Raw genomic sequence first — 23,680 nt, 5'->3', positions numbered from 1 at the left:
CGCCGGGCGCGCCCGGGGCACCGCCCGGAGCCCACTTTCCACCTCCGCGATGTGAGGTGCGTCACGCTTTAATTTCCAATTAAGGTGGCATGCCCGATCGCCGCCACCTTGTTGCACTTTGTTCTAAGTTGACTCCTGCTCACGTTCTGCGCGAAGGTCACGGAACCTCCTCCCCACACCCTCGGTTCCGCCACAACCTGGAGTTCTCGATGTGTCGCGCGACCTTCTCCCCGCCTGCGCGCATGCGCCGTTCGGGCGGGTAAGGCGGCCCCGAACCCCCGCACGTTGAACAAGTTCTGTCGGACTGCCCGGACAAGGAGCTCGGAGCACGTGGGCTTTCAGCAATTCGCGTCGCGCACACCGGAAGAAGAATACGGACCGCGGTCGGCACCCGGCCGGGTGCCGACCGGCGAGGAACGGGTTTTCGGAAAGGTGTCCACGTGCCGTGAGAACGGACAGGGCGTCCGCCCGGCCGACCTCGAACTCTTCGAGTCCGCCGGTGCTTTCGAGCCCGCGGGTCCCCCAGGTCACGCCGATTCCCTCGACCCCGCCCATTCCGCCCGTCCTATCGGTCCGGCCAGTCCGGTCGGTCCGGTCGGTCCGGTCAGTTCCTTCGGGCCGTTCGAGGAAAAGAATCCCGTGCCGGGGATTTCCTCGCCGTCCTCGCGGCTGTCGCGTCCGTCCCGGCCGGCTCCGGCCGTCCGCAGGTCCGCCCGGCGTTCCACGAAGGGGCGGAAGCAGTCCCCCGCGCTGCTCATCGGCACGGTGACGGTGGGGGTCGGCGTCGCGATCACGGTCTCCTTCGTCTGTGACGCGTTCACCGCCCGGCGGTCCGACTTCGTCGCCCCGATCTCCACCAATCTCTCCTCCCCGGACTCCGTCGCACCGCCCTCCCCCTCCGCCCCGCCCACCGGCACGGCGCGCCCGGACCAGGCCCGGGCCCAGGCCCCGGACACGCGGGCCACGGCCGACACGCCGCCCGCCGCGACGTCGTCCACGACCCCGTCCGCGTCGCCGCCCGCGGCCCCCTCCACTCCGGGCGGTCCGCCGGCGAACCGCCCGTCACCCCCACGGGACCGGACACGCCCGACGGACCGGCCGGGCCTCGCCCTGGGATCCACCGGCCGCGAGGTCGCGGACCTCCAGCGCAGGCTGCAACAGCTCCAGCTGTACCTGGGGAGCGCCGACGGGAATTTCACGGCGGCCGTGGAAATCGCCCTGATCCGTTATCAGAAGGCCCGGAACATTCCCGAGGAGTCGGGCGTCTACGGGCCACTGACCCGGGCGGCCCTGCGGGCGGAGACGGAATCCACCGACCGGGATCACCACCGGAACGGAAACTCTTCCTCGCGCGGAAGGCCGGACCGGAACGGTGAATCGGGCCGGTCCGGGGATGCGTACCCGTACCGGTAATCGCACCCGTACTCCGCACCCCGCAACTCCGTAACTCCGCGACCCTGTAACCCCGTCCCTCTTTCCTCGCCGCTCCTCCTCTCCCCATGCTCCGACCGCGCGGGCGAGTCGATTCGCCATGCCCGGCCGCACCCCTCCCGAAGAAATGACAAGGATCAAAATCATGCACGTCACCGGAAGAAATGCCGGGCGGACCGGAAGCGCACTCGCCGTCCTCCTCTCACTCGGACTGCTCGGCACCGGCAGCGCCTTCGCGACCCCCGTCGCCGCCACCGACGGCGAGGCGCAGTACTGCCCGTCCTCCGGGAAGCTTCCGGGCATCGGCAACACCCCGCAGTTCATCGACGGCAACGTGGCCCTCTTCGCCGGAGGCGACTACACCGTCGACGGCGCGTCCGCGGAGGCGGAGGGGCTGCTCGTCGTCAAGGGCGACGCGACGTTCGCCAAGAGCTCGGGCGGCGTCTTCAACGTCGGACGGGTCGGAGCCGGATCGGGGATCCTGCCGGACGCGGGCGAGCTGATGCTCGCGGTCGGCGGAGACCTGACGATCGCCAAGGGCACGAGGGTGGACGTCGGCCACGGCATCACGTCCAAGTCCGGCTACGGCGGCGCCGTCCAGGTGGGGAAGAAGATCGACGAGAAGGGCGAGCTGGAGACGAACGGCGGGAAGCGTTCGTCCGGCCTGGGCACCGACGCCGCCCTCAGCCCCTACCAGTCCTTCGACAGGACCATCGGCACCGAGTCGTCCTCCCTCGGGAAGCTGAAGGCCACCGGCACGACCACGCGCTCGGGCGACACCGTCACCTTCAAGAGCACCGGCGCGGGCAACGGCACGCTCCAGGTCTTCGAGATCACCGCCGCCGAGCTCGACGGCGCCTCGTCGTTCGGCTTCGCGTCCATCCCCGACGGCGACTCCGTCGTGGTCAACGTGACCGGCTCGCAGCCGGTGTCGATATCGCCGATGTCCGTGGGCTTCAACAACGACCGCGTCGACGTCTACAGCTCCGCCGACTTCGGCGACGCCGCCTCGCGGATCCTGTACAACTTCGAGGGCTCCACCTCGCTCACCCTGGGCGGTGGCGGGAACTTCATGGGCTCGATCCTCGCCCCCAAGGCCTCCGCGGACTTCACCGCGAGCACCAACGGGCGGGTGTACGTCGGCGGGGACGTGCGGACCCACGGCACGGGCAACGAGACCCACAACTACCCGTGGACCGGCTCCCCGGCCTTCACCTGCAAGCCCGAACCGGCCCGGCCCGGCACTCCGGCGCCGAAGCCGTCCACGCCCGACCAGCCGTCGCAGCCGCCGGCCCGGCCCGGTACCCCGACCCCCTCGGCCTCGACGCCGGGCGCTCCGGCGCCGCAGCCGTCCGAGTCGGAGAAGTCCTCGCAGCCGGCGCCCGCCCCGTCCACGCCCGCCGCCGGGCCGAAGGACGAAGGCGGCTTCCTCGCCAGCACCGGCGCGCAGGTCGGCTTCTACGCGACCGGAGCGGCCGTACTCGGCGCGCTCGGCGCGGGCCTGCTCATGTTCACCCGTCGCCGCCGCGCCCAGACCAGGGCCTGACGGGACCCGCCGTGGGGTACGCGCACGGGACGAGCGCGTACCCCATCGCCCGGAGGTCCTTCACGGGAACGTTCCTTCCCGTGAAGGACCATTGCGGGAAGGCCGGTTACGGGCGCGGCCCCCGCTCGTTCATCACGCCCGGATGGCCGAGCCGGGCGTCGAACTCAGCGAGCGGGGCACCAGGGTTCCCGCGGAATCTCCTCATGCCCGGTCAGGGGACGAAGGGCGCGTCGTCGCCGACTTCCACGACCTCCATGTTTTCTCCGTCGCTGTCCGTCTCGACGCTGTGCGTGTCGGTCGGACCGACGGGCGGAGGCTCGTCGTCGGGGCAGCGCGGGCAGCGCGGCATGGGTTCGTAATCGGGCTCCTCCGCACGGAGATCGGCCATGACCGGGTTGCCCTTGGAATCCACCAGGTCTTCACCGTCGGGTCCGATGACCGGAATCGAACTGGGCAGACCGCTGTCGTCGATGGAGCCGTCGGCATTGACCCATTCAGGTGCGGGTGGCGGCGGAGGAATGTCCTCGGAGGCCGCGACAGCGGTCAGCGCTCCGGTGACGAACAACGCGGCCACCACTGCTGCGACGACGGAAATACGGGACTTCTTCATGGTGTGCTTGCTCCCCTGACGGCGATTACGGCTCTATGTAATGAGATCCGGACCAGACGCTGTGGGACTTGCCCACCCAGGCCCCGTTGTAATAGACCATGGCCCATCCTCTGGTGGCGTAATAGCCGCCACCGCACGGTGGAGCAACGCCGTAATTCTTGGTGGCGGTGACCCTACTGGTCTTGGTCGTGTTGTATTTCCAGCCGATGGAGCGGCACAGCTTCCAACCCGAGGAAGTTTTCTTGTAGTAGGAGTACTTCGTGGCGAGATATCCGGCCGGCCGTTCCCAGACCCAGATGCACGAAGGCACGACGCCCCAGTCGTCGGAGGCCAGTGCGTACGATTTCGCGTAGCCTCCCCGATTTCCGTGGGAGACCTCGCCGTACACGTACAAACAATTGGATCCGGCAGCGTTGGACCACGCCTCGTCACGCCCGTAGACGTAGTGGGCGCTGGCACTCGTGGCTGCGAAAAGCGTGAGCATAAATGCTCCGGCCAGAGAAAAGAGTCCGCGCAGGACTCCCTTTCTCCTTCTTACCTTTTTCGAAACGTCTGTCGTCAAAGCGGGCTCCTCACGAGATTGTCATGATCACGCCTGAACAGCATGGCACAACTCCCTTGCCCAGGCCATGACTTGGCAAAAATAATGGCCCGTCAGATTTCAACACAGATGCTTGCGCGCGGCTTCCTGGCGAATGAAAGCGAACGCGCCCGCATCTCGTCCAGCCTCCCGGGTGAAAGAATCCCGTTCGCGTCGCGTGGCGCCTTTACAGAAGGTCAATCGCTCCCCCTCGATAATCATGTCGAGAGCACCCCTGTCCGCCGAAACGACTTCCTTCCGCCATTTCGCACCGGACTCGGTGTCCGGGTCCTTCTCCAGGACGTCGTCCAGGTAGCGGCGTTCTCCTTCGCTCAGGGATTCACCGTCGATACCGGCGACCACATGGGGGCGGGGGGTCGATGTCCCTTCGGTTTTCGATGAAGGGGAGCACGCTGCGAGCGGCACAAGAACGACCGTGAGAAAGAGTCTGGTTGTGAGCTTCATGCGACGGACGCTAGCAGCGGCACGCGCGTACGGTCACCGCTCCAGGTGCAGCGCTCCAAGAGTTCGCTTTTCCACGACGCGGCCACCGGACGCCTCGAATACCCGGTGCATAGCGATCTGCTGCCGCCCGGCCTAAATCGGGAGCTTATGAGCCGGACCGTAGTCCCTGGTGGCCGCGCGGCACACGAACAATCCCTCTCCCGCTCGCGAAAGCACGGTCACGGACGCAGGTACCGCTCGTTCCTCACGTCCTGCCTGTCCAGCCGGGCGTCGAACTCCGCGAGCGGCTTCGCCTTCGCCGGGTCGTCCCGCACGGCGGCCGGGGCGACGCCCGCCCAGCGCAGTACGGCGGCGGTGGCCCACGCCCGGTCGCTCTCGGCGAGGGCTCCGACGGTGGCCCCGTGGTTGCCGCCGGGCACGGTCATGACGGCGCTGTCCCGGGAGCCCGATCCCAGCCGGAACGGCTCGGCGCCGTAAGGGTCGTTCTCGCCGTACACGTACAGCATCCGCTCGCCGTGGTGGCGCACCCAGCTGTCGATGTCGCGCATCGCCGAGGGCTGGAACTTCATCGGGATGGAGCGCGGTATGAAGGTGCGCGGCGGCTGGTAGCCGTAGCGGCTGAGGTTGCCGAGCCAGGGCTGGCGGATGGTCGGCGCACCGAGCTGGGTGCCCGCCTGGTAGTAGTACGGGGTGTACTTCTCCAGGCCCTGGTCGGTGTAGGCGAAGAAGCCGGTGATCGCGTCGACGGAGTCCCAGATCTCCTGGTCGGTGGCGGACTTGGCATCGGCGGGGACGGTGTCGCAGTCGGCGGGCCGACTGTACTGCCAGAACGTCCAGTAGTAGTCCAGGACCACGGCCTCGTACGCCTTGTCCAGCGAGCCGGTGGTGGCGAAGGTGTAGCCGTGCTCGGCGGCGTACGCGCGGTACTTCTCCTCCAGCGGCGCCCGGCGCACCAGCGCCTCGCGCTGGACGGCGCCGAGCCGGTCGCGGCACGCCTTGTCGCCGACCCGGGCGAGGAAGCGGTCGTAGGCCGAGTCCTCCTTGTCGACGACGTCGTTGGGCGCCACGTACGCGACGATGCCGTCCATGTCGCGGGGGTGGAAACGCTTGTAGTACGTGGCCGTCATGCCGCCCTTGGAGGCGCCGGTGGCCAGCCACTTGGCGGGGTAGATCCGCTTCAGCGCGGTGAAGACCCGGTGCTGGTCGTCGGCGGCCTGCCGGATGTCGAGCTTGGACCAGTCGGCGGGCGACGGGCGGGACGGGGTGAAATAGCGGTACTCCAGGGAGACCTGGTTGCCGTCGACGATCCGGGTCGGCTCGGCGCGGCCGGGGGTGGTGGAGACGTTGTATCCGCTGGTGGAGAAGACCGTCGGGCGGGAGGTGTCCTTGTGCAGCACGGTGATCCGCTGCTGGAAGGTGCCCCGGGACGGGTCGCGGTGGTCGACGGGCTGGGTGTATTCGAGGACGAAGTAGCGGTAGCCCTCGTACGGCTTCTCCTCGATCAGGGTCATCCCGGGAATGGCCAGGATGCGGTCCTTGATGTCGGTGCCCGGGTCGTCGTCGGCGACGGCACGGCTCACCCGCCCGGCGGGTTCCGCGGCGGTGGCTGCCCCGGCCGAGGCGCCCGTCGCGCTCACCGTGCCGATGAGCACCGCGATCGACAGGAGTCCTCCGAGCGCCCTGCGCATAAATCCTCCCCCAGATCTACACCGTTGCCCCGTGAACCTAGCGGGACGGCTCCGCCGCCGCCAGACCTTGACGGAACCGGTCGGCTGTGGTTGAGGGCAGCCCCGCAATCCCCGGTGGATCGGCGTGCGGCGCTGTCAGCGGTCACCCGGTCCGAAGGAAACGGCCTGGCGCCGTCGGCGTACGGCCTGGCGCCGTCAGTGATCGGCCTGGCGCCGTCAGCAGAGGATCCAGCCGGTGGAGCCGGACTTGCCGGAGATCTTCCCGGTGGCGCGGACGCAGCGGTTGAGGGCGTGGACCGTCACCGGGCCGGCCTGCTTGGTGTACCGGCCGCTGTCGGTGACGGGCTGGCCGCCGCGTGCCTGGATCGTCACGGACATCGCGCGGCGCGGGCCGGACTTCTTGGCGACCGCCAGCGCGCAGGCGTAGGAGCGGCTCTTGTAGACGCGCAGCTCGCCGGTGCCGAACGGGACGGTCTTCGCGGGGCGCCCGGCACAGACCGAGACGGCCCCCGCCGGGGCGACCGCGGGGCCGCCGAGCACCAGCCCGAGGGCGGCCACCACGGACAGGACCACCGGTCGCACCAGCCCCCGGCGCACCGCCCCGGCTCTGCTGCCGCTCCGGTCTCCGGCGGTGTCCGCGGACTCCCCGGGCCTCTCCGTCGCTGTGGTCACCCGTCGCCCCATCATCACTCGAACATACGCACCCTGATTCGGTACATGCGCATACAGGTGTACGACGCGGGAAGCCCGTCCGAAGGTTGCGCGCGCGGTGCCCGGTCCGTGGAGCGGCCGAGGCGCCAGCATGGCTCCACGGAACAGCACCGCACGAAAGGCAGGAACACCCTCATGCCTCCTCTCCGCACCCCGTCGGGCCCCCGGCCCCGCCGCCCCGTCCGCCGGACGCTGCTCGCCGCCGCCCTGCTCACCGCCCTGGCCGCGGTCCCGGCGGTCGCGGCGGGCCCCCGGACCCAGGCACCGGACCGGGCGCCGGCCGGGGCCGGGCTGAGCAGCTCGGCCCACCAGCAGGTCGCCCACTTCTACGGCGCCTACATCGACGCGGTGTCGGCGCGGGACGCCGACAAGGAGGTCGCCGCCGAGCTGCGGGCGTTCTACCTGACGCCCCGGTTCCGGTCCCAGCTGGACGCCTGGGAGCGGCGCAACCACGCGGACGGGGTGTTCCGCGCCCAGAACACCCCGCTCGACTTCCGGGTCACCCCGGAGGACAGCGCCGCCGGGCACACCTGGACGACGGTGCGGCTCACCTGGAGCGCCGGGAAGCACCCCACGTACACGTACCTGACCGTCCGCTCGGATCTGCGGACCGGGAAGATCTCCGCCATCTCCGACCGCTCCGACGACGCCGGGTGACCCGGCGGACGGGCCCGCCGCTCACACCGTGGCGGGCTCGTCCTCCCCGATGAAGGTCCGCCACAGCACGGCGTAGCGCCCGTCCAGGGCGAGGAGCTCGTCGTGGGTGCCGTCCTCGACGACCTGGCCGTGGTCCATCACCACGACCCGGTCGGCGCGGGCGGCCGTGGTCAGCCGGTGGGCGACGACCAGGGTGGTGCGGCGGCCGGCCAGGCGGTCGGTGGCCTGGTTGACCAGGGCCTCGCTGGCCAGGTCCAGGGAGGCGGTCGCCTCGTCGAGGAGCAGGATGTCCGGGTCGACGAGTTCGGCGCGGGCCAGGGCGATCAGCTGGCGCTGCCCGGCGGAGAGGTTGCGGCCCCGCTCGGCGACCTCGTGCAGGTAGCCGCCGTCCAGGGTGGCGATCATGTAGTGGGCGCCGACCGCCCGTGCGGCGGCCTCCACCTCGGCGTCGGTGGCGTCGGGCCGTCCGTAGGCGATGGCGTCGCGGACGGTGCCCGCGAAGAGGTACGCCTCCTGCGGCACGACCCCGAGCCGGTGCCGGTACGCGGTGAGGTCGAGGCGGCGCAGGTCGGTGCCGTCGACGGTGACCCGGCCGCCGGTCGGGTCGTAGAACCGGGCGACGAGCTTGACCAGGGTGGACTTGCCCGCACCGGTCTCGCCGACGAAGGCGACCGTCTGCCCGGCCGGGATCCGCAGCTCCACGCCGGTCAGCGCCGCCTCGGCGTCGTCGTCGGCCGCCCCGCCGCCCCCGTACGCGAAGGAGACGTCCTCGAAGGCGATCTCGCCGCGCAGCGACAGCACGTCCAGCGGTTCGTCGGCGTCCTTCGTGGAGGTCGGTTCGCGGAGCAGTTCCTGGATGCGGCCGAGGGAGACGGTGGCCTGCTGGTAGCCGTCGAAGACCTGGGAGAGCTGCTGGACCGGGGCGAAGAACAGGTCGATGTAGAGCAGGTAGGCGACGAGCGCGCCGGTGGTGAGGGTGCCGTTGTCGACCCGGCCCGCGCCGACGATCAGCACGGCGGCGGCGGCCACCGAGGACAGCAGCTGGACGAACGGGAAGTAGACCGATATCAGCCACTGGCCGCGCACCCGGGCCTCGCGGTAGTGGTCGCTGCGGTCGGCGAACCGGTCGGCGCCGTCGCGCTCGCGGCGGAAGGCCTGCACGATCCGCAGCCCGGAGACGGACTCCTGGAGGTCGGCGTTGACCGCGCTGATGCGGGTCCGGGCCAGTTCGTAGGCCCGGACGCTCTTGCGGCGGAAGAAGAACGTCCCGACGACCAGCAGCGGCAGTGTCGCGAAGACGACCAGGGCCAGCTGCACGTCCAGGACGAGCAGCGCGACCATGATGCCGAGGAAGGTGACGACCGAGACGAAGGCGGTGACCAGTCCGGTCTGGAGGAACGTGGACAGCGCGTCCACGTCCGTGGTCATCCGGGTCATGATGCGGCCGGTCAGCTCGCGCTCGTAGTAGTCCAGGCCGAGCCGCTGGAGCTGGGCGAAGATCTTCAGCCGCAGCGAGTAGAGCACCCGTTCGCCGGTGCGGCCGGTCATCCGGGTCTCGCCGGTCTGGGCGGCCCACTGGACGAGGACGACCAGCAGGGCCAGTGCGGACGCCGCCCAGACCGCGCCGAGCGCCAGCTGGGTGACGCCCTGGTCGATGCCGTGCCGGATCAGCACCGGCAGCAGCAGCCCGGCGCCCGCGTCGACCGCGACCAGCGCCAGGCTGACCAGCAGCGGGAGTCCGAAGCCGCGCAGCAGCCGGCGCAGCCCGTAGGAGTCCTCGGCGCGGACGGCGCGGGCCTCGTCGATGTCGGGGGTGTCGGTGGCGGGCGGCAGCGCCTCGACCTGGGCGAGGAGTTCGGGGGTGGCGGGCATCCCGGCGGTCGTGGAGTCGCCCGGCTCCTCCTTGCGGACCCACAGGTGGGGGCTGATGCCGCGCTCGGCGTCGAACTCGGCGTCCAGCTCCTCCTGGAGGGCGCGGTCGTCCTCGATGCCGGGGGCGGCGGGGGTGGTCGGCCGGTGGCCGGGCGAGGTGCCGCCCAGTTCGTCGGGGTCGGTGAGCAGCCGCCGGTAGAGCGGGGAGCGGCGTTCCAGCTCCTCGTGGGTGCCGATGTCGGCGAGGCGGCCGTTCTCCAGGACGGCGATCCGGTCGGCGAGGTTCAGGGTGGAGCGGCGGTGGGCGATGAGCAGGGTGGTGCGCCCGGCCATCACCTGGCGCAGTGCCTCGTGGATCTCGTGCTCGACGCGGGCGTCGACGGCGGACGTGGCGTCGTCGAGGAGGAGGAGCCGGGGGTCGGTGAGGATGGCACGGGCGAGGGCGACGCGCTGGCGCTGGCCGCCGGAGAGGGTGAGTCCGTGCTCGCCGACCTTGGTGTCGTAGCCCTCGGGCAGGTCGGCGATGAAGCGGTCGGCGCGGGCGGCGCGGGCCGCCTGGTCGATCTGTTCCTGGGTGGCGTCGGGGACGCCGTAGGCGATGTTGGCGCGGACGGTGTCGGAGAAGAGGAAGCTGTCCTCCGGTACGAGGCCGATGGCGGCGCGCAGCGAGGACTGGGTGAGTTCGCGGACGTCGTGGCCGCCGACGAGGACGGCGCCGTGGGTCACGTCGTAGAAGCGGGGGACCAGGAGGGAGACGGTGGACTTGCCGCTGCCGGAGGCGCCGACCACGGCGACGGTCTCGCCGGGTTCGATGGTCAGCGAGAAGCCGTCGAGGACGGGGTGGTCCTCGGTGTAGCCGAAGCGGACGTCGTCGAACTCGACGCCGGCGGGGGCGTCGGCCGGGAGGTCCTTGGTGCCGTCCTTCATGGTCGGTTCGGTGTCGATGAGCTCCAGGACGCGTTCGACGCCGGCGCGGGCCTGCTGGCCGACGGTGAGGACCATGGCGAGCATCCGGACCGGGCCGACGAGCTGGGCCAGGTAGGTGGAGAACGCGACGAAGGTGCCGAGGGTGATCTGTCCCCGGGTGGCGAGCCAGCCGCCGAGGGCCAGCATGGCGACCTGGCCGAGGGCGGGGACGGCCTGGAGGGCGGGGGTGTAGCGGGCGTTCAGCCGGATGGTGCGGAGCCGCCCGGCGAAGAGGCGGCGGCCGACCTCGCGGAGCTTGCCGGTCTCCTGCTCCTCCTGCCCGAAGCCCTTGACGACGCGGACGCCGGAGACGGCCCCGTCGACGACTCCGGCGACGGCGGCGGCCTGCCCCTGGGCGTACCAGGTGGCGGGGAAGAGGCGGGCGCGGGAGCGGCGGGCGATGTACCAGAGCGCGGGGGCGACGGCGACGGCGATCAGGGTGAGCAGCGGCGACAGCCACGCCATGATCACGAGGGAGATGAGGAAGAGGAGGATGTTCCCGATGGTCATCGGGAGCATGAACAGCAGGCTCTGGATCAGCTGGAGGTCGCTGGTGGCGCGGCCGACGACCTGGCCGGTGGAGAGTTCGTCCTGCCGCTTCCCGTCGAGCCGGGTGATCGTCCCGTACATCTCGGTGCGGAGGTCGTGCTGTACGTCGAGGGCGAGCCGGCCGCCGTAGTAGCGGCGGATGTAGGTGGCTACGTAGACGAGCACGGCGGCGGCTATGAGGAGCCCGGTCCAGAAGGCGAGGGACCTGGTGTGGCCGACCACGACGTCGTCGATGATCACCTTGGTGATCAGCGGGACGAGGGCCATCACCGCCATGCCCGCGAGCGAAGAGCCGAGCGCCAGCAGCACATTGCGCCGGTAGCGCCATGCGTAGCCGCACAGCCGCCGGGCCCAGCCCGGGGTCCGTGCCGCGCGCTGCGCGTCCTCTGCCTCTGCGTCCGTCACCGGTGCCTCCCGTCAGACCTGGTCTACCGGAAGGCACCAACGCGGCCGGCCTCGGATTTCATCCCGCCGTTACAAAGACGGGCCTTTGGCGTGAGCCGTCGGTCTACGACCGCTGCGGTGTCGCGGTGAGCATGCGGACGGCGGGGGCCTCCGGGACCGCGGGGACGGCCTCCTGCGGGGCGGTGGGCGGGGCGACGGTCGTGGTGGTGCTCGCGGCGACCGCCGGGTTGAGGTCCTTGTGGACGGCGCGGGCGACGGCCTGGATGGTGTTGATGCCGTCGTTCATCGTCTTGTTGTCGTGGGTGAGCACGGTGATGGCGTAGTCGTGGCCCTTGCCGGTGAAGGCGCCGATGCTGTGGACGCGCCAGCCGTGGGTGGCGCGCGGCAGCCAGCCGTTCTTGACCTGGACGGTCACCCCGGCGGGGGCTCCGGCCGGGGTGCCCCAGCGCTGGGCGGAGACGACCTTCTTCATCAGGCCGAGCTCGTAGGCGCGGGAGTTGTCGCTGAGCACGCTGTTCTTCACGGTGAGCAGGTGCAGGAGCCGCAGCTCGTCCTGGGCGGTGATCCGGGTGAGTCCCCAGTAGCCGCCGGAGCCGGGCACGGTGTGCGTCATCCCGGCGGCCTTGAGGAAGCCCTTGATCTTGGTGACGCCGAGCTGCTTCCACAGGCTGGTGGTCGCGTCGTTGTCGGACTTGGTGATCATGGCCGTGGCCAGGTTGATCTCGCGCTGGGTGAGGTACCGGTTCTGCTTCTTGTTGTCCCAGAGCAGGGTGGCCAGCACGGTCGCCTTCACCACGCTGGCGGAGTCGTACGCGCTGGTGGCGCGCAGGGTGCAGTTGGTCTTGGTGGTGCGGTCGTAGAGCGCCACGGCGGTGGTGGACTTACGGTTCTTGAGCGCGGCGGTGATGTCCTTCGACAGCTTGGCGGCGAGTCCCGCCTTGCCGGAGGTGCAGCTCACCGTCGGTGTCGTCGCCGCGGCGGCGGGTGCGGCACCGAGCGCCACCGGTGCGAGTACGCCGGCCGCGAGCGCGACGGACAGCGCGCCCCGCGTGCGGCGGGATATGTGGGATCCAGCGGTCATGAGGCTTCCCCGTTCCCCGAGTCATCGTTTCGGGCGCGCGCCCGGCACGCCCGAAACACATGACTCCTGGGGAACGGAAAAGTTGTACGAGACACGCGTTGTGCGGCTCACATCACCCGGCGAGGTGTGCCGGTGTCATGCGGGCGGCGCAGTCCGGCACCGGCCGTCGGCGGGTGCCGTGCGGGCTCACTTCGTCCGGGCGGCGGCGATCTGTCGGGACATGATCGTGGTCAGCTCGTAGGCGGTGTGCGAGGCGGCGACGGAGGTGATCTCGGCGTGGTCGTACGCCGGGGCGACCTCGACGAGGTCGGCGGAGACCAGGTGGCAGGAGGCGAGGCCGCGGAGGATCTCCAGGAGCTCGCGCGAGGTCAGGCCGCCGGCCTCGGGGGTGCCGGTGCCGGGGGCGTGCGCCGGGTCCAGGACGTCGATGTCGATGGAGATGTACAGCGGGCGGTCGCCGATCCGCTGGCGGAGCTGGTCGGCGATCTCGTCGACGCCGCGCCGCATGACGTCGGCGGAGGTGACGATGCCGAAGCCCATCTTCTCGTCGTCGGTGAGGTCCTGCTTGCCGTAGAGCGGGCCGCGGGTGCCGACGTGGGAGAGGGCGGAGGTGTCGAGGATGCCCTCCTCGACGGCGCGGCGGAACGGGGTGCCGTGGGTGTACTCGGCGCCGAAGTAGGTGTCCCAGGTGTCGAGGTGGGCGTCGAAGTGGAGCAGGGCGACCGGGCCGTGCTTCTTCGCGACGGAGCGCAGCAGTGGCAGGGCGATGGTGTGGTCGCCGCCGAGCGTCATCAGCCGGGCGCCGGTGCCGAGCAGGTCGTCGGCGGCGGCCTCGATCGTCTCGACGGCCTCGTTGATGTTGAACGGGTTGGCCGCGATGTCCCCGGCGTCGGCGACCTGGGCGAGCGCGAACGGGGAGGCGTCCTGGGCCGGGTTGTACGGGCGCAGCAGGCGCGAGGCCTCGCGGATGGCGTTGCCGCCGAAGCGGGCGCCGGGGCGGTAGGAGACACCGGTGTCGAAGGGCACGCCGACGACGGCGACGTCGGTGGTGCCGACCTCGTCGAGGCGGGGCAGCCGGGCGAAGGTGGCGGGGCCTGCGTACCGGGGGACGCGGGAGGAGTCGACGGGGCCGCGCGGCGTTTCGTTGCTGCTCATGTGGGGTGCCTTTCCTTCGCTTCTCGATCACGTACGCGGGTGGTGTGCCGCCGGGGGGCAGGCGGCGTACGTGTCCGATGTTCCGACAGGAAGAACGGTAGGTGGCCCCCGCACCGCGCTGAAGAGTACGTTTCATCCATCATCGCCGTTCCGTATGGATGGATCGTCCATGTCCCAGCTCCCGCCCGGCTCCCCCCTGCCCCCGGCCCCGCCGCCCACTCCCCCGGTGCCGCTGGCGGAGCTGCTCGCCCGTGCGGAGCTGGGGCTGCGGCTGATCGCGGGGCCGGCCGACGCGGAGCTGCTGTGGGTGCACACCTCGGAGATGGCCGACCCGTACCCGTATCTGCTCGGCGGTGAGCTGCTGCTGACGGCCGGGGTGCAGCTGACGGACCCGGACACCTTCGTGGCCCGGCTGGTGGAGGCGGGGGCGGCGGCGCTGGGGTTCGGGGTGACGCCGGTGTTCGACACGGTGCCCCGGGGGCTGGTCGAGGCGTGCGAGCGGCACGGGCTCCCGCTGGTGGAGGTGGGGCCGGGTACGCCGTTCACGGCGATCGCCCGCGCGGTGTGGCGGCTGATGGCCGAGGCCCGCCTGCGCGAGCTGCGCCGGGTGACGCGGGCCCAGCAGGCGCTGGCCTCGGCGGCGGCCCGCCCGGACCCGGTCCCGGCGGTCCTGCGCCAGCTGGCGGTCCAGCTGGGCGGCCGGGCCGTCCTGCTCACCGCCCAGGGCGAGGAGCTGCACGCCTCGGGCCGCCTTCCGGCGCCGGACGTCCGGGCGGCGCTGGCCCGGCTGGTCCGGGTGGTCGCGGCCGGGGAACGCCCGGGGCCGGCGTCGGCCGGGGACACGCTGCGGGAGACCCGGCTGTCGGCGTACGCGCTGGGCGGCGGGCAGGGGCTCGTCCTGGCGCTGGCGACGGACCGGCGGGAGGCGGGCGACCACACGATCGCCGGGGTCGCGGTCGTGCTGCTCTCCCTGCTGGCCGCCCCGCACCAGGGCGCGGACGCGGGGGGCCGGTCGGCGGCCCTGGTGCGGCTGCTGCTGGGCGCGGGCCCGCAGGACGTGGCGCCGCTGCTCGGGGGCGCCGAGGAGTGGACGGTGGTGCACGCGCGGCGCAGCGGGGACGGGCCGGTGGACCCGCTGACCACGGGGGCGCTGGGGGCGGCGCTCGGTTCGGCCCTGGTCGACGCGGGCCGGGGCGGCGACGCGGTGCGGGTGCTGGTCCCCGCCCTCCCCGGCGGCGGCCGGATCACCCCGCAGCCGGGCTGGATCCTGGGCGCCTCCGCCCCCGCCGCCCTCCCCGCCCTCGCCGACGCCGACCGGCAGGCCGCCCGCGCCCTGGGCCGCGCCGTCGCCACCCGTACCCCGCTGGCGCACCACCGCGACCCCGCCGGCACCGGCCTGGCCGCGCTGATCCCCGCCGACCGGGCCGAGGCGCACGCCCGCGCCCTGCTCGCCCCGCTCACCGAACCGCTGGCCGAGACGCTGCGCTGCTGGCTGAGCCTGCACGGCGGCTGGGACCGGACGGCCGCCGCCCTGCGGATCCACCGCAACACGGTCCGCCAGCGCATCACCCGCTGCGCGGCCCTGCTGGACGCGGACCTGGACGACATGGACGTACGGACGGAGCTGTGGTTCGCCCTGCGGAACCTGCGCTGAGGGTCTGCCGGGTGACCTCCGGCCGGCTCTGCGGATCCGTCAGCGCAGCCCGAGACAGGGCAGCCAGTCGCGCGAGGCGGGGTGGGTGACGGTGAGCAGCGCCGCGAGGGCGCCGGGGGCGCCGTCGAGGAGGGCGGCGGACGGGCGGGCGGCGACGAGGGCGTCCGGGAGGCGGCTGCCCAGGTGCTCGGTGAGGCGGGCGGCGAGCGGGGCGGCGGCGGGCACCCGGGCCCAGCGGTGGAAGGCGTCCGCCACGACGAGGACGCCCGCCGCGCCGTGGCAGAGCCCGAGCCGGTCGGTCAGCGGGGCCCCGTAGAGGTGGAAGGCCATGTCGTACTGGTCGGCGACGGTGGTGAAGGCGTGCGCCGCCCAGTCGGCGGCCTCCCGGTCGCCCAGCGCGTCGGCCGCGTCCCAGAGCGCCCAGGTGATGCCCGGGGTTCCGTAGCACCAGGCCTGCCGGGACAGCGGGCCGGTGGGCGGCGGGCCGTCGAGCCCGGCCCCGTCCCAGCTCCGGACCGAGCGGGCGTCGTCGAAGGACTGCCGGATCAGCCAGCGGACGGCGCGGCGCAGGGCGTTGGTCAGCCGGGGGCGCGGGCCGGTGCGGCGGACGGCGGCGGTGAGCGCGGCGGCGAGCCCGGCCACGCCGTGGCCCATTCCGGTGTTGACCCGGCCGTGGAGCCAGCCCAGATGCGGGTGGCCGGCGTACTGGCCGATGCGCAGTCGGCGCAGCTCCCCGTCGTCGCAGAGCAGCGCCAAGTGGGCTGCGTACGGCAGGAGTTGACGGCTCGTCGGTTCGGGTTCACCGGCGCAGAGGGCGAGCAGGGTGCCGGAGGGGCCGCCGATGAGGTCGTAGTCGGGCAGGCCGACGTCGGTCGTGCGCCAGGGGTGCGCGGCGGCCCGGTCGAGGAGGTGGTCGCGGAGCCGGTCGGCGGCGCGGTGCAGCGGCGGGTGGATACGGGCGGCCATGCGCAGCCCGGTGAACGTGCCGGCCAGGCCGCCGTCGTACAGGCCGTCGTGGGAGGGGCCCCGGCCGACCGTCCGCGCCCAGGCCGACACCGCGCGCCGGACGGTGTCGGCCGCGCCCGTCCCGTGGGTCTCCGCGACGAGGGCGGCCAGCACGGGGACGCCGGGGTCGGGGGCGACGTGGGGGCCCCGGGCGAAGTCGTCGAGGAACCGGACGGCGAGGTCGAGGGCGGCCCGGCGGGGCGGGGCCTGGTTACCTGGGTGCATCGGAGCTCCTCGTCGGGGAGCCACCCGTACCGGTCCGGGTGGCTCCGTTCGGCTCAACGACGGACACGGGGTCCGCGGGGGAACCGGCTGCCGGCGGTGGCGCGGGCCGGTAGCCGTCGGGGGACGGTCAGCAGTTGATGGCGGATCCGCAGATGGTCGAGTTGCCACAGATGACGACCGTGGCACAGATGAGGCTGTCGCTGGCCTCCACGGCGGGCAGGTCGGCGCTGGTGATCCGCTCGTCCAGTTCGTCGATCAGGTGGTCGAGGTCGGTGAGCTCCATGATGGGCATGGCGTTTCTCCTTGGTTCTCTCCGGTGTTTCCTGTGGGTGTTGGCCGCCCCGGGCCGCTCGCATCGGGTGCGGGCGGGCCGGGGACGTCGGGGAGGAGTGCGGCGGCCCCGGCCGCCGCCTCCTGGGGGGTCCGGTCGAAGGGGAGCCTGAGCAGCAGACCGGCGGCCACCGGTTCGCCCCGGTGCAGCGCGTCGCGCAGCACCGGTCCCCGCTCCCCGGCCTGCGGGCCGGGCAGCATCTCCTCCAGGACCAGTTCGTCACCGGGGGCGGCACGGACCCGGTCGATGACGTCGAGGGCGGTCAGCGCGTCGAGGTCGGCCGGTACCGGCTTCGCCCCGAACGCCGGCCGTACGAAGACGAAGCGCGGCAGCCCCGCGGTGCGCCGGAGCGTGCCGAGGATCCGGACCCGGTCGAGGTCGTCGTCCTCCCGCCGCCACAGCAGGGCGCGCTCCACCCGCCAGGTGGCCGGGCAGACCACCAGGTCGCGGCCGGCCGTCACCCGGGGCGCGCGGGTGACGGCGGGGGCCGCGGGGTCGACGGGGCCCCGGGGCAGGGCTTCGGCGAGGCCGTCCAGGCCGGTCACGGTGCCCGACCAGGGATGCCCGGCGGCGAGCAGCAGCCGGACCAGGCGGTCGTAGGGCGGCATCGGGTTGCGGGTGGCGTGGTGGACGGGCAGGAGGCGCACCCCGTCCGCCTCGGCGACGATCCGGCGGCCCGACCGGCGCAGGGTGATGCGGTCCAGCGGCAGGTAGCGCTGTTCGGGGCCGCCGGGCGCGAAGTACGCGGCCGGGTTGGGGTCGCCCGTCCACCAGCGGGTGAGGACGGGGCGCCGGACGGTGTTGGCGGCGTGGCCGTCGACCGGGGGCACCAGCAGTTCCACGAACCGCACCCCCGCGCGCCGTTCCACGGCGGCCAGGAACTCCCGGTAGGCGTCGGCGGTGTCGTAGCCGCCGTGGAGTTCCCGGAGCGCCTCGGTGAACCGGGCGTCGATGATCCCGGCGGGCGAGGCCGTCTCCAGGACCGCGAGCGCTCCCGGCCCGGCCAGCGGGCGCAGCAGGCAGTCCAGCGGCCAGGGCGGTACGACGTCGTCGGCCGGCGGCGCGCCGAGGGCGTCCAGCAGGGCGTCGTCCACGTCCACGCACGGCTCGGCCGCGCGGTCGGCGAGGTGGGCGAGGAGCCGGGCGTATCCGGACGCGGGGTCGTGCGCCGGGTGCCAGCCGTGGTGGCGGTTCGGGCCCCGGGCGGGGGGCGCGGGCGCGTCCGGCGCCAGGAGCGCGGCGAGGACCGCGCCGAGCGGGCGGGGGTGCTCGTCGAGCCCCTCGGTGCCGGGGACGGGGGGCGGCGCGCCGGTGCCGGCGGCCCGGTCGGCGCGGCGCAGGGCGGCGATCCGGTGGGCGGTGCCGAGGGCGCGCTGGACTCGGGCGGCGGCCGGTCCGGGGACGCGGGCGCCCACGGCGCGGTACGAGTCGAGGAAGCGGTCGTCGTCCGTCCCGGGCTCCGCGCCCCGGTCCTCGGGGCGGGGCAGCGTGCCGGCGGCGGTGACCCGGGCGGCCGGGAACCAGGGGGTGTGGTGGCGGCGGGGGGCCGCACAGGGCTGGAGCACGCCCAGACCGACGAGGTGGGCGAGGAAGCCGCGCAGGACGGCGGGGTGGGAGACCGGCAGCGCGTGCTCCAACTCCGCGAGGGTGAGCGGCCCTTCGGCGAGCACAACGAGGACGCGGTCGAGGAGGGCGGTGCGCCGCAGGGCGGTCTGCCGCAGCCGTCCGGGGTCGGCCGGGTCGACCGCGTAGACGCGCAGGGTGCCGCCCGTCCCGGTGCCGTCGGCGCCGTCCTCGGTGAGGTGCAGCGGGGCGAGGGCCAGCGCGGTCGCCGGGTCGGCGGTGCGCAGGTCCTGGGCGGCGGCCCGGATCCGTACCGTGTGGACGTTCTCCACCACCTCGGCGGCCAGCGCGGCGAGTTCGGCGCCGGGGGTGAGGAGCCGCCCGCCCGCCGCCGGACCGCCGACCGGGACCGGGGCCACCTGCCCCACCCAGCCGCGCGGCGTGGTCTTCACCGCCGACCGGCCCAGCACCCGCCACAGATGGGCGGATCGTTTGCGCAGCCGCTTCCCGGTCCACCGCTCCCCCGCGGCCAGCCGGGCGGCCACCTCCGCCACCAGCCCGGGATGCGCCGCGTCCAGGAACTCCCGCAGCACCGGGTCGGCGCGGACCAGCGTCCAGCCGAGCCCCGCCACCCGCTCGCGCTCCGCCGCGGTCTCCCGTTCCAGGGCCGCCCGCTCCCGGCGGGCCCGGTCGGCCGCCCCGGACAGCCCGGCCGCCTCCCGGGCCGGCCCGGCGGCCCCGGGCAGCCCCAGGAGGAAGTCGTGGTCCGCCCCGGTGGGCGCCGCTCCCGCGTGGAGCCGCCGGCGCAGGGCGAGCACCCGGCGGCGCTCGGCGGCCGTCAGACGCGGGTCGGGGACGAGGCCGCCCAGCTCCTCGGCCAGTCTTCGGGCGCGCGCGGCCCGCCGCCCGGCGTCGTCGGCGTACGCGAGGACCCGGCCGAACAGCCCGGAGCCGCCCGCGGCCGTCCACGTCGAACAGGGGACGCCGGCCGCCCGTACCAGCGCGGTGGCGCCGAGCAGCGGTCCCCGGGCCGCGTCGGAGCGGGCGGGCTCCGGGACGGGGGCGGCGGTGCGGAATCCGGTCATGTCAGTCCACCGCCCCGTCGTCGGCCAGCGCCTCGGTGAGCAGGCTCTGCCGGGCGAACGAGAACCGGCCCCGGTTCCAGTGGAAGATCACGGCGTAGGCGGCGGCACGGCGCGGCCCGCGCACCGCGTCCCCGGACTCGAAGTAGCCGGTGCGCCAGTGGTCGGCGGCCCGGCGCACCGCGTCGCCGTGACCCTCGGCCACCGCCCGGCACTCCTCGGGCAGGGCGGCGAGCAGTCGGTCGCGGGGCTGCCGCCAGTGGGCGCGGATGCCCTCGGCGGCGCGGCGGAGCGTGGCGTCGCGCAGACCGTCGGGCAGGCCGCGCCCGGTGTCGGTGCGGACCGCGTCCCAGACGCCCCGGTGCTCCCAGCCGACGATCCGGAGTCCGTCGAACATGTCGCGGAGCAGGAAGAGGGAGAGCCGCCAGTCCGCGGCGGCCACGACCCCGGCGTCGGTGGCGGTGCCGGTGGCCGGGCAGCGGGTGTGGTGGTCGAGCCAGGCCAGGGAGTCGGCGGTGAACAGTTCGTGCACCCAGGGCATGGAGGCGGGGCCGCCGAAGAGATAGGACTCCGGTTCGTATACCGCGCACACCGGGGGCCCGGCCAGCCCGTCGAACTCCCCCAGCCTGCCGAGGAGTTCGGTCCGGAGCGGTACGGTTCCGCCCGCCCCGTACGCCTGGAAGCGCAGCCGCATCCCCGGTGGCTTGTGCATGAAGAAGAAGGCGCGCGCGGTGTCGGCGGCAAGGAGGTCGCGTGCGGTGCCGGCGAGCCATGCGTACAGCCGCGGCCAGGCCGTCGGCCTCGGGGTCAGGTTGACCTGGACCCAGCTCGCTTCCGGGTGGTTCACCCCCAGCATGGGACCTCCGTGTGTCGTACGGGTGCGGTGCGGTGCAGGGCGATGCGGCGCGACGCGGCACAGGGCTGCGATGCGGTGCGGTGCAGGGCGGTGCGTCGTGGTGCGTGGGCCGTACGCGGCCACCGGTGCGTGGGCCGTAACGGTGCGGGGCGCGGGGGCGGGGGCGGTTCGGGGCCGCCCGGTGAGTCCGCGGGGCCGTGGGGCCGGCCCGGGTGCGCACGGTGTCCGCGGGGCTTCGCGGTGGGGACCGGCTGCGCCGGACGGATGCGGGACCGTCCTTCTCGCCTGTGTCGGCCTGGTTCAGGCCCTTCGTCACTCACTTTTCCCGGGGAAGCACCGGCTGAAAGAGATGGGGGCATTAGTCATATCTTGGATGGGTGTGCGCTTGGCGTGACCGACGGGACGCGAGCGCGAGCGGCCGCGCCGGTGCACCCCGGGACGCCCCGGTCCCGGAGCGGGCTCCGAGCGCCCCCGCGTCCGCCTGTCCGCGCAGGTCGCGGCCGTGCCACGCTGCTGGGCGGGCCGGGCACCCCCGTGCGCCGGCCCCGGCTGGAGCAGCAGCCGCCGTCAGGAGAAGCAGCCGTCAGGAGAAGAGGTTTCCGCCATGCACCGCATCAGCGCGCTCACCGTCGCCTCGCTCGCCTTGGCCCTCGGACTCGGCACCGGCCCGGTGGCGGCCACCACCGCCACCGCCGCGCCCCCTTCGCACACCGCCGCCACCGGGCACGCCACGACCGCCCGGGCCGCCTACAGCTGCAGCCCCGGATACTTCTGCATCTACAGCGACTGGAACGGGGGCGGCACGCGCTGTCAGTGGTCCGACAGTCAGCGGGCCAACACCGCCGACGACTGCTCCTTCATCCAGAAGGGCAAGAACGTCCTCTCGGTGTGGAACGGCACCGGCCACCGCGTGCAGTACTACACCAAGACCAACTACAACGACCGGGTCGGCTCCACCGCCGCCGGCAGCGGCGGCAACCTCCAGGGCAGCTACCAGATCCGCTCGTTCAAGCCCCAGTAGTCCGGCCGGGTGCCGGGTCGGGCCCCCGGGTCCGGCCCGGCGCGGCGTGCTGCGCATCACCTGGACAGTGCCGGTGACCCTTGGGTAACTTCTAACGGTCTGAGCAAGCGCTTAGCCAGTCCGGCCGAAGCCCGACCGCAGCCGACCAAGGAGGCATCCCGTGCGCCGTACGGTATACAACGAGGACCACGAGGCGTTCCGGGAGACCATCCGCGCCTTCATCGAGGCCGAGGTCGTCCCGCACTACGACGAGTGGTTCCAGCAGGGCATCGTGCCGCGCGAGTTCTACGGCAAGCTCGCCGACCTGGGCCTGTTCGGCATCAACGTGCCCGAGGAGTTCGGCGGCGCCGGGCTGGAGACGCACAAGTTCGAGGCCGTCCAGTACGAGGAGACGGCCCGCGCGGGCGTCAACTTCGGCGGGTCCAACGTGCATGTGCTGCTCGCCCTCCCGTACATCAAGATGCTCGCCACGGACGACCAGAAGAAGCGCTACCTGCCGAAGTTCGTCTCCGCCGAGGAGATGTGGGCGCTCGCGATGACCGAGCCGGGCACCGGCTCCGACCTCGCGGGGATGAAGACCACCGCCAAGCTCTCGGACGACGGCACCCACTACGTGCTCAACGGCTCCAAGACCTTCATCACCGGCGGCGTCCACGCCGACCGGGTGATCGTCTGCGCCCGCACCTCCGCGCCGACCGCCGAGGACCGCCGCTTCGGCATCTCGCTGTTCGCCGTCGACACCAAGTCCGAGGGCTACTCGATCGGCCGCAAGCTCGACAAGCTCGGCCTGCGCACGTCCGACACCGCCGAGCTGGCGTTCGTCGACGTGAAGGTGCCCGTCGCCGACCTGCTCGGCGAGGAGAACAAGGGCTTCCACTACCTCGGCCAGAACCTGCCGTCCGAACGCTGGGGCATCGCCCACGGCGCGTACGCGCAGGCCAAGGCCGCCGTGGAGTTCGCCAAGAGCTACGTCCAGGAGCGCACGGTCTTCGGCAAGACGGTGGCGTCCTTCCAGAACACCAAGTTCGAACTGGCCGCCTGCCAGGCCGAGGTGGACGCCGCCGAGGCCGTCGCCGACCGCGCCCTGGAGGCGCTGGACGCCGGTGAGCTGAGCCCCGCCGAGGCCGCCTCCGCGAAGCTGTTCTGCACCGAGGTCGCGCACCGCGTCATCGACCGCTGCCTCCAGCTGCACGGCGGCTACGGCTACATGAACGAGTACCCGATCGCCCGCCTGTACGCGGACAACCGGGTCAACCGCATCTACGGCGGCACCAGCGAGGTCATGAAGTCGATCATCGCCAAGTCCATGGGCCTCTGAGGAACGACTCCGTCCGTCCCATGAGCACCGCACTCGATTCCCTGCTCGATCTGCTCGACCTGGAGCAGATCGAGCAGGACATCTTCCGGGGTACGAGCCGTTCCTCGCTCGTCCCCCGCGTCTTCGGCGGCCAGGTCGCGGCCCAGGCGCTGGTCGCCGCGGGCCGCACCGTCCCCGCCGAGCGGGGTGCCCACTCCCTGCACGCGTACTTCCTGCGGGCGGGCGATCCGGGCGCGCCGATCGTCTACAGCGTCGACCGCATCCGCGACGGCCGCTCCTTCACCACCCGCCGGGTCGTCGCCGTCCAGCACGGCCAGCCGGTCTTCCACCTCTCGGCGTCCTTCCAGACGTACGAGGAGGGCCTGGAGCACCAGGCGCCGATGCCGCCCGCGCCGGACCCGGAGACCCTGCCCACCGCCGCGCAGATGCTGCCCCGCCACGCGGACCGCTTCCGCGACCCGGGCGTGGTGGACCGGCTGATCGAGGCGCGGGCCGCGGTCGATCTGCGGTACGTGGACGAACCGCCCTTCGCCACCGTCGGCGAGCCCCGCGAGCCCCGCTCCCAGGTGTGGTTCCGCACCAACGGCAAGCTGGCGGACGACCCGCTGCTCCACGTCTGCCTGGCGACGTACGTCTCCGACATGACGCTGCTCGACTCGGTGCTCCTCGCCCACGGGCGCGGCGGCTGGACGGTCGGCGACGTGGTCGGGGCGAGCCTGGACCACGCGATGTGGTTCCACCGGCCGTTCCGGGCCGACGAATGGCTGCTGTACGACCAGGAGTCACCTTCCGCGTCCGGCGGGCGGGGCCTGGGCCAGGCCCGGATCCACACCCAGGACGGCCGGTTGGCGATCACCGTCATCCAGGAGGGCGTGGTCCGGGTGCCCCGGACCTGATCCTGGGCCGCCC

Annotated in this window: 20 protein-coding genes; 8 read left to right on the top strand and 12 right to left on the bottom strand. The window is 72.9% G+C overall.

Annotated elements, in window-relative coordinates:
* Positions 1–639 precede the first annotated feature (639 nt).
* Complete coding sequence (locus ACWC97_RS21870; protein WP_450650992.1) at positions 640–1,413, top strand: peptidoglycan-binding domain-containing protein; 774 nt, start codon at positions 640–642, stop codon at positions 1,411–1,413.
* A 163-nt stretch (positions 1,414–1,576) separates the two neighbouring features.
* Positions 1,577–2,977 carry a choice-of-anchor A family protein gene (locus ACWC97_RS21865; protein ID WP_450650991.1) on the top strand — a complete coding sequence of 467 codons (1,401 nt, stop codon included), beginning with the start codon at positions 1,577–1,579 and terminating at the stop codon, positions 2,975–2,977.
* 211 nt (positions 2,978–3,188) lie between these two features.
* On the opposite strand, the gene ACWC97_RS21860 is transcribed toward ACWC97_RS21865, so the two are convergent.
* The 5 genes from ACWC97_RS21860 to ACWC97_RS21840 all read right to left on the bottom strand — a co-directional run bounded on the left by ACWC97_RS21860 (position 3,189) and on the right by ACWC97_RS21840 (position 7,004).
* On the bottom strand, positions 3,189–3,587 hold the full coding sequence (locus tag ACWC97_RS21860; RefSeq protein ID WP_352273862.1) for a hypothetical protein: 399 nt from the start codon (positions 3,585–3,587) through the stop codon (positions 3,189–3,191).
* Between the two features lie 25 nt (positions 3,588–3,612).
* Positions 3,613–4,149 (bottom strand): hypothetical protein, encoded by a 537-nt coding sequence (locus ACWC97_RS21855; RefSeq protein ID WP_352273861.1) that lies wholly within the window; start codon positions 4,147–4,149, stop codon positions 3,613–3,615.
* A 99-nt stretch (positions 4,150–4,248) separates the two neighbouring features.
* Complete coding sequence (locus ACWC97_RS21850; protein ID WP_352273860.1) at positions 4,249–4,632, bottom strand: hypothetical protein; 384 nt, start codon at positions 4,630–4,632, stop codon at positions 4,249–4,251.
* Between the two features lie 218 nt (positions 4,633–4,850).
* Positions 4,851–6,320 carry an aminopeptidase gene (locus ACWC97_RS21845; RefSeq protein ID WP_450650989.1) on the bottom strand — a complete coding sequence of 490 codons (1,470 nt, stop codon included), beginning with the start codon at positions 6,318–6,320 and terminating at the stop codon, positions 4,851–4,853.
* Between the two features lie 216 nt (positions 6,321–6,536).
* Complete coding sequence (locus ACWC97_RS21840) at positions 6,537–7,004, bottom strand: hypothetical protein (RefSeq protein ID WP_385210385.1); 468 nt, start codon at positions 7,002–7,004, stop codon at positions 6,537–6,539.
* Positions 7,005–7,166: 162 nt separating this feature from the next.
* On the opposite strand from ACWC97_RS21840, the gene ACWC97_RS21835 reads away from it, so the two are divergent.
* On the top strand, positions 7,167–7,688 hold the full coding sequence (locus ACWC97_RS21835; RefSeq protein ID WP_450650987.1) for a hypothetical protein: 522 nt from the start codon (positions 7,167–7,169) through the stop codon (positions 7,686–7,688).
* Between the two features lie 21 nt (positions 7,689–7,709).
* Here ACWC97_RS21835 and ACWC97_RS21830 read toward each other — a convergent pair whose 3' ends face one another.
* The 3 genes from ACWC97_RS21830 to speB form a co-directional block, all read right to left on the bottom strand.
* On the bottom strand, positions 7,710–11,480 hold the full coding sequence (locus ACWC97_RS21830; protein ID WP_450650985.1) for an ABC transporter ATP-binding protein: 3,771 nt from the start codon (positions 11,478–11,480) through the stop codon (positions 7,710–7,712).
* 103 nt (positions 11,481–11,583) lie between these two features.
* A complete protein-coding gene (locus ACWC97_RS21825) occupies positions 11,584–12,561 on the bottom strand; it encodes a serine hydrolase (protein ID WP_450650983.1) in 978 nt (325 codons plus the stop codon).
* Between the two features lie 186 nt (positions 12,562–12,747).
* Positions 12,748–13,716 (bottom strand): agmatinase, encoded by a 969-nt coding sequence (gene speB, locus ACWC97_RS21820; RefSeq protein WP_352273855.1) that lies wholly within the window; start codon positions 13,714–13,716, stop codon positions 12,748–12,750.
* Between the two features lie 154 nt (positions 13,717–13,870).
* Between speB and ACWC97_RS21815 the strand changes: the two genes are divergently transcribed.
* Positions 13,871–15,370: a PucR family transcriptional regulator ligand-binding domain-containing protein gene (locus tag ACWC97_RS21815; RefSeq protein WP_450650981.1), complete on the top strand. Its 1,500-nt coding sequence runs from the start codon at positions 13,871–13,873 to the stop codon at positions 15,368–15,370.
* Between the two features lie 39 nt (positions 15,371–15,409).
* Here ACWC97_RS21815 and ACWC97_RS21810 read toward each other — a convergent pair whose 3' ends face one another.
* From ACWC97_RS21810 to ACWC97_RS21795, 4 genes are all read right to left on the bottom strand, one after another.
* Positions 15,410–16,600 (bottom strand): lanthionine synthetase LanC family protein, encoded by a 1,191-nt coding sequence (locus tag ACWC97_RS21810; RefSeq protein ID WP_352273853.1) that lies wholly within the window; start codon positions 16,598–16,600, stop codon positions 15,410–15,412.
* A gap of 127 nt (positions 16,601–16,727) precedes the next feature.
* On the bottom strand, positions 16,728–16,892 hold the full coding sequence (locus ACWC97_RS21805) for a hypothetical protein (protein WP_352273852.1): 165 nt from the start codon (positions 16,890–16,892) through the stop codon (positions 16,728–16,730).
* Positions 16,856–19,579: a lantibiotic dehydratase gene (locus ACWC97_RS21800; RefSeq protein WP_450650979.1), complete on the bottom strand. Its 2,724-nt coding sequence runs from the start codon at positions 19,577–19,579 to the stop codon at positions 16,856–16,858. Before ACWC97_RS21800 ends, ACWC97_RS21805 begins: the two co-directional genes overlap by 37 nt.
* A 1-nt stretch (position 19,580) precedes the next feature.
* Positions 19,581–20,432 carry a thiopeptide-type bacteriocin biosynthesis protein gene (locus tag ACWC97_RS21795; protein WP_352273850.1) on the bottom strand — a complete coding sequence of 284 codons (852 nt, stop codon included), beginning with the start codon at positions 20,430–20,432 and terminating at the stop codon, positions 19,581–19,583.
* On the opposite strand from ACWC97_RS21795, the gene ACWC97_RS21790 reads away from it, so the two are divergent.
* From ACWC97_RS21790 to ACWC97_RS21775, 4 genes are all read left to right on the top strand, one after another.
* Positions 20,431–20,826: an HvfA family oxazolone/thioamide-modified RiPP metallophore gene (locus ACWC97_RS21790; protein ID WP_450650977.1), complete on the top strand. Its 396-nt coding sequence runs from the start codon at positions 20,431–20,433 to the stop codon at positions 20,824–20,826. The genes ACWC97_RS21795 and ACWC97_RS21790 overlap by 2 nt on opposite strands.
* A 210-nt stretch (positions 20,827–21,036) precedes the next feature.
* Complete coding sequence (locus tag ACWC97_RS21785; RefSeq protein WP_450650976.1) at positions 21,037–21,453, top strand: peptidase inhibitor family I36 protein; 417 nt, start codon at positions 21,037–21,039, stop codon at positions 21,451–21,453.
* A gap of 160 nt (positions 21,454–21,613) precedes the next feature.
* Positions 21,614–22,771 (top strand): acyl-CoA dehydrogenase family protein, encoded by a 1,158-nt coding sequence (locus tag ACWC97_RS21780; RefSeq protein ID WP_352273848.1) that lies wholly within the window; start codon positions 21,614–21,616, stop codon positions 22,769–22,771.
* A 20-nt stretch (positions 22,772–22,791) separates the two neighbouring features.
* A complete protein-coding gene (locus ACWC97_RS21775; RefSeq protein WP_352273847.1) occupies positions 22,792–23,667 on the top strand; it encodes an acyl-CoA thioesterase in 876 nt (291 codons plus the stop codon).
* The last annotated feature ends 13 nt before the right edge of the window (positions 23,668–23,680 follow it).

The organism is Streptomyces sp. NPDC001108, from assembly GCF_053598535.1.
The sequence above is the reverse complement of the archived record's forward strand: the minus strand, read 5'-3'. Positions and strand labels throughout refer to the sequence as shown.

Bases quoted from the DNA above. Each gene is read 5' to 3' on its own strand.
- ACWC97_RS21865 (WP_450650991.1), top strand. From the start codon at position 1,577: ATGCACGTCACCGGAAGAAATGCCGGGCGGACCGGAAGCGCACTCGCC.
- ACWC97_RS21860 (WP_352273862.1), bottom strand. From the start codon at position 3,587: ATGAAGAAGTCCCGTATTTCCGTCGTCGCAGCAGTGGTGGCCGCGTTG.
- ACWC97_RS21850 (WP_352273860.1), bottom strand. From the start codon at position 4,632: ATGAAGCTCACAACCAGACTCTTTCTCACGGTCGTTCTTGTGCCGCTC.
- ACWC97_RS21845 (WP_450650989.1), bottom strand. From the start codon at position 6,320: ATGCGCAGGGCGCTCGGAGGACTCCTGTCGATCGCGGTGCTCATCGGC.
- ACWC97_RS21840 (WP_385210385.1), bottom strand. From the start codon at position 7,004: ATGGGGCGACGGGTGACCACAGCGACGGAGAGGCCCGGGGAGTCCGCG.
- ACWC97_RS21835 (WP_450650987.1), top strand. From the start codon at position 7,167: ATGCCTCCTCTCCGCACCCCGTCGGGCCCCCGGCCCCGCCGCCCCGTC.
- ACWC97_RS21825 (WP_450650983.1), bottom strand. From the start codon at position 12,561: ATGACCGCTGGATCCCACATATCCCGCCGCACGCGGGGCGCGCTGTCC.
- speB (WP_352273855.1), bottom strand. From the start codon at position 13,716: ATGAGCAGCAACGAAACGCCGCGCGGCCCCGTCGACTCCTCCCGCGTC.
- ACWC97_RS21815 (WP_450650981.1), top strand. From the start codon at position 13,871: ATGGATGGATCGTCCATGTCCCAGCTCCCGCCCGGCTCCCCCCTGCCC.
- ACWC97_RS21810 (WP_352273853.1), bottom strand. From the start codon at position 16,600: ATGCACCCAGGTAACCAGGCCCCGCCCCGCCGGGCCGCCCTCGACCTC.
- ACWC97_RS21805 (WP_352273852.1), bottom strand. From the start codon at position 16,892: ATGCCCATCATGGAGCTCACCGACCTCGACCACCTGATCGACGAACTG.
- ACWC97_RS21800 (WP_450650979.1), bottom strand. From the start codon at position 19,579: ATGACCGGATTCCGCACCGCCGCCCCCGTCCCGGAGCCCGCCCGCTCC.
- ACWC97_RS21790 (WP_450650977.1), top strand. From the start codon at position 20,431: ATGGGACCTCCGTGTGTCGTACGGGTGCGGTGCGGTGCAGGGCGATGC.
- ACWC97_RS21795 (WP_352273850.1), bottom strand. From the start codon at position 20,432: ATGCTGGGGGTGAACCACCCGGAAGCGAGCTGGGTCCAGGTCAACCTG.
- ACWC97_RS21785 (WP_450650976.1), top strand. From the start codon at position 21,037: ATGCACCGCATCAGCGCGCTCACCGTCGCCTCGCTCGCCTTGGCCCTC.
- ACWC97_RS21775 (WP_352273847.1), top strand. From the start codon at position 22,792: ATGAGCACCGCACTCGATTCCCTGCTCGATCTGCTCGACCTGGAGCAG.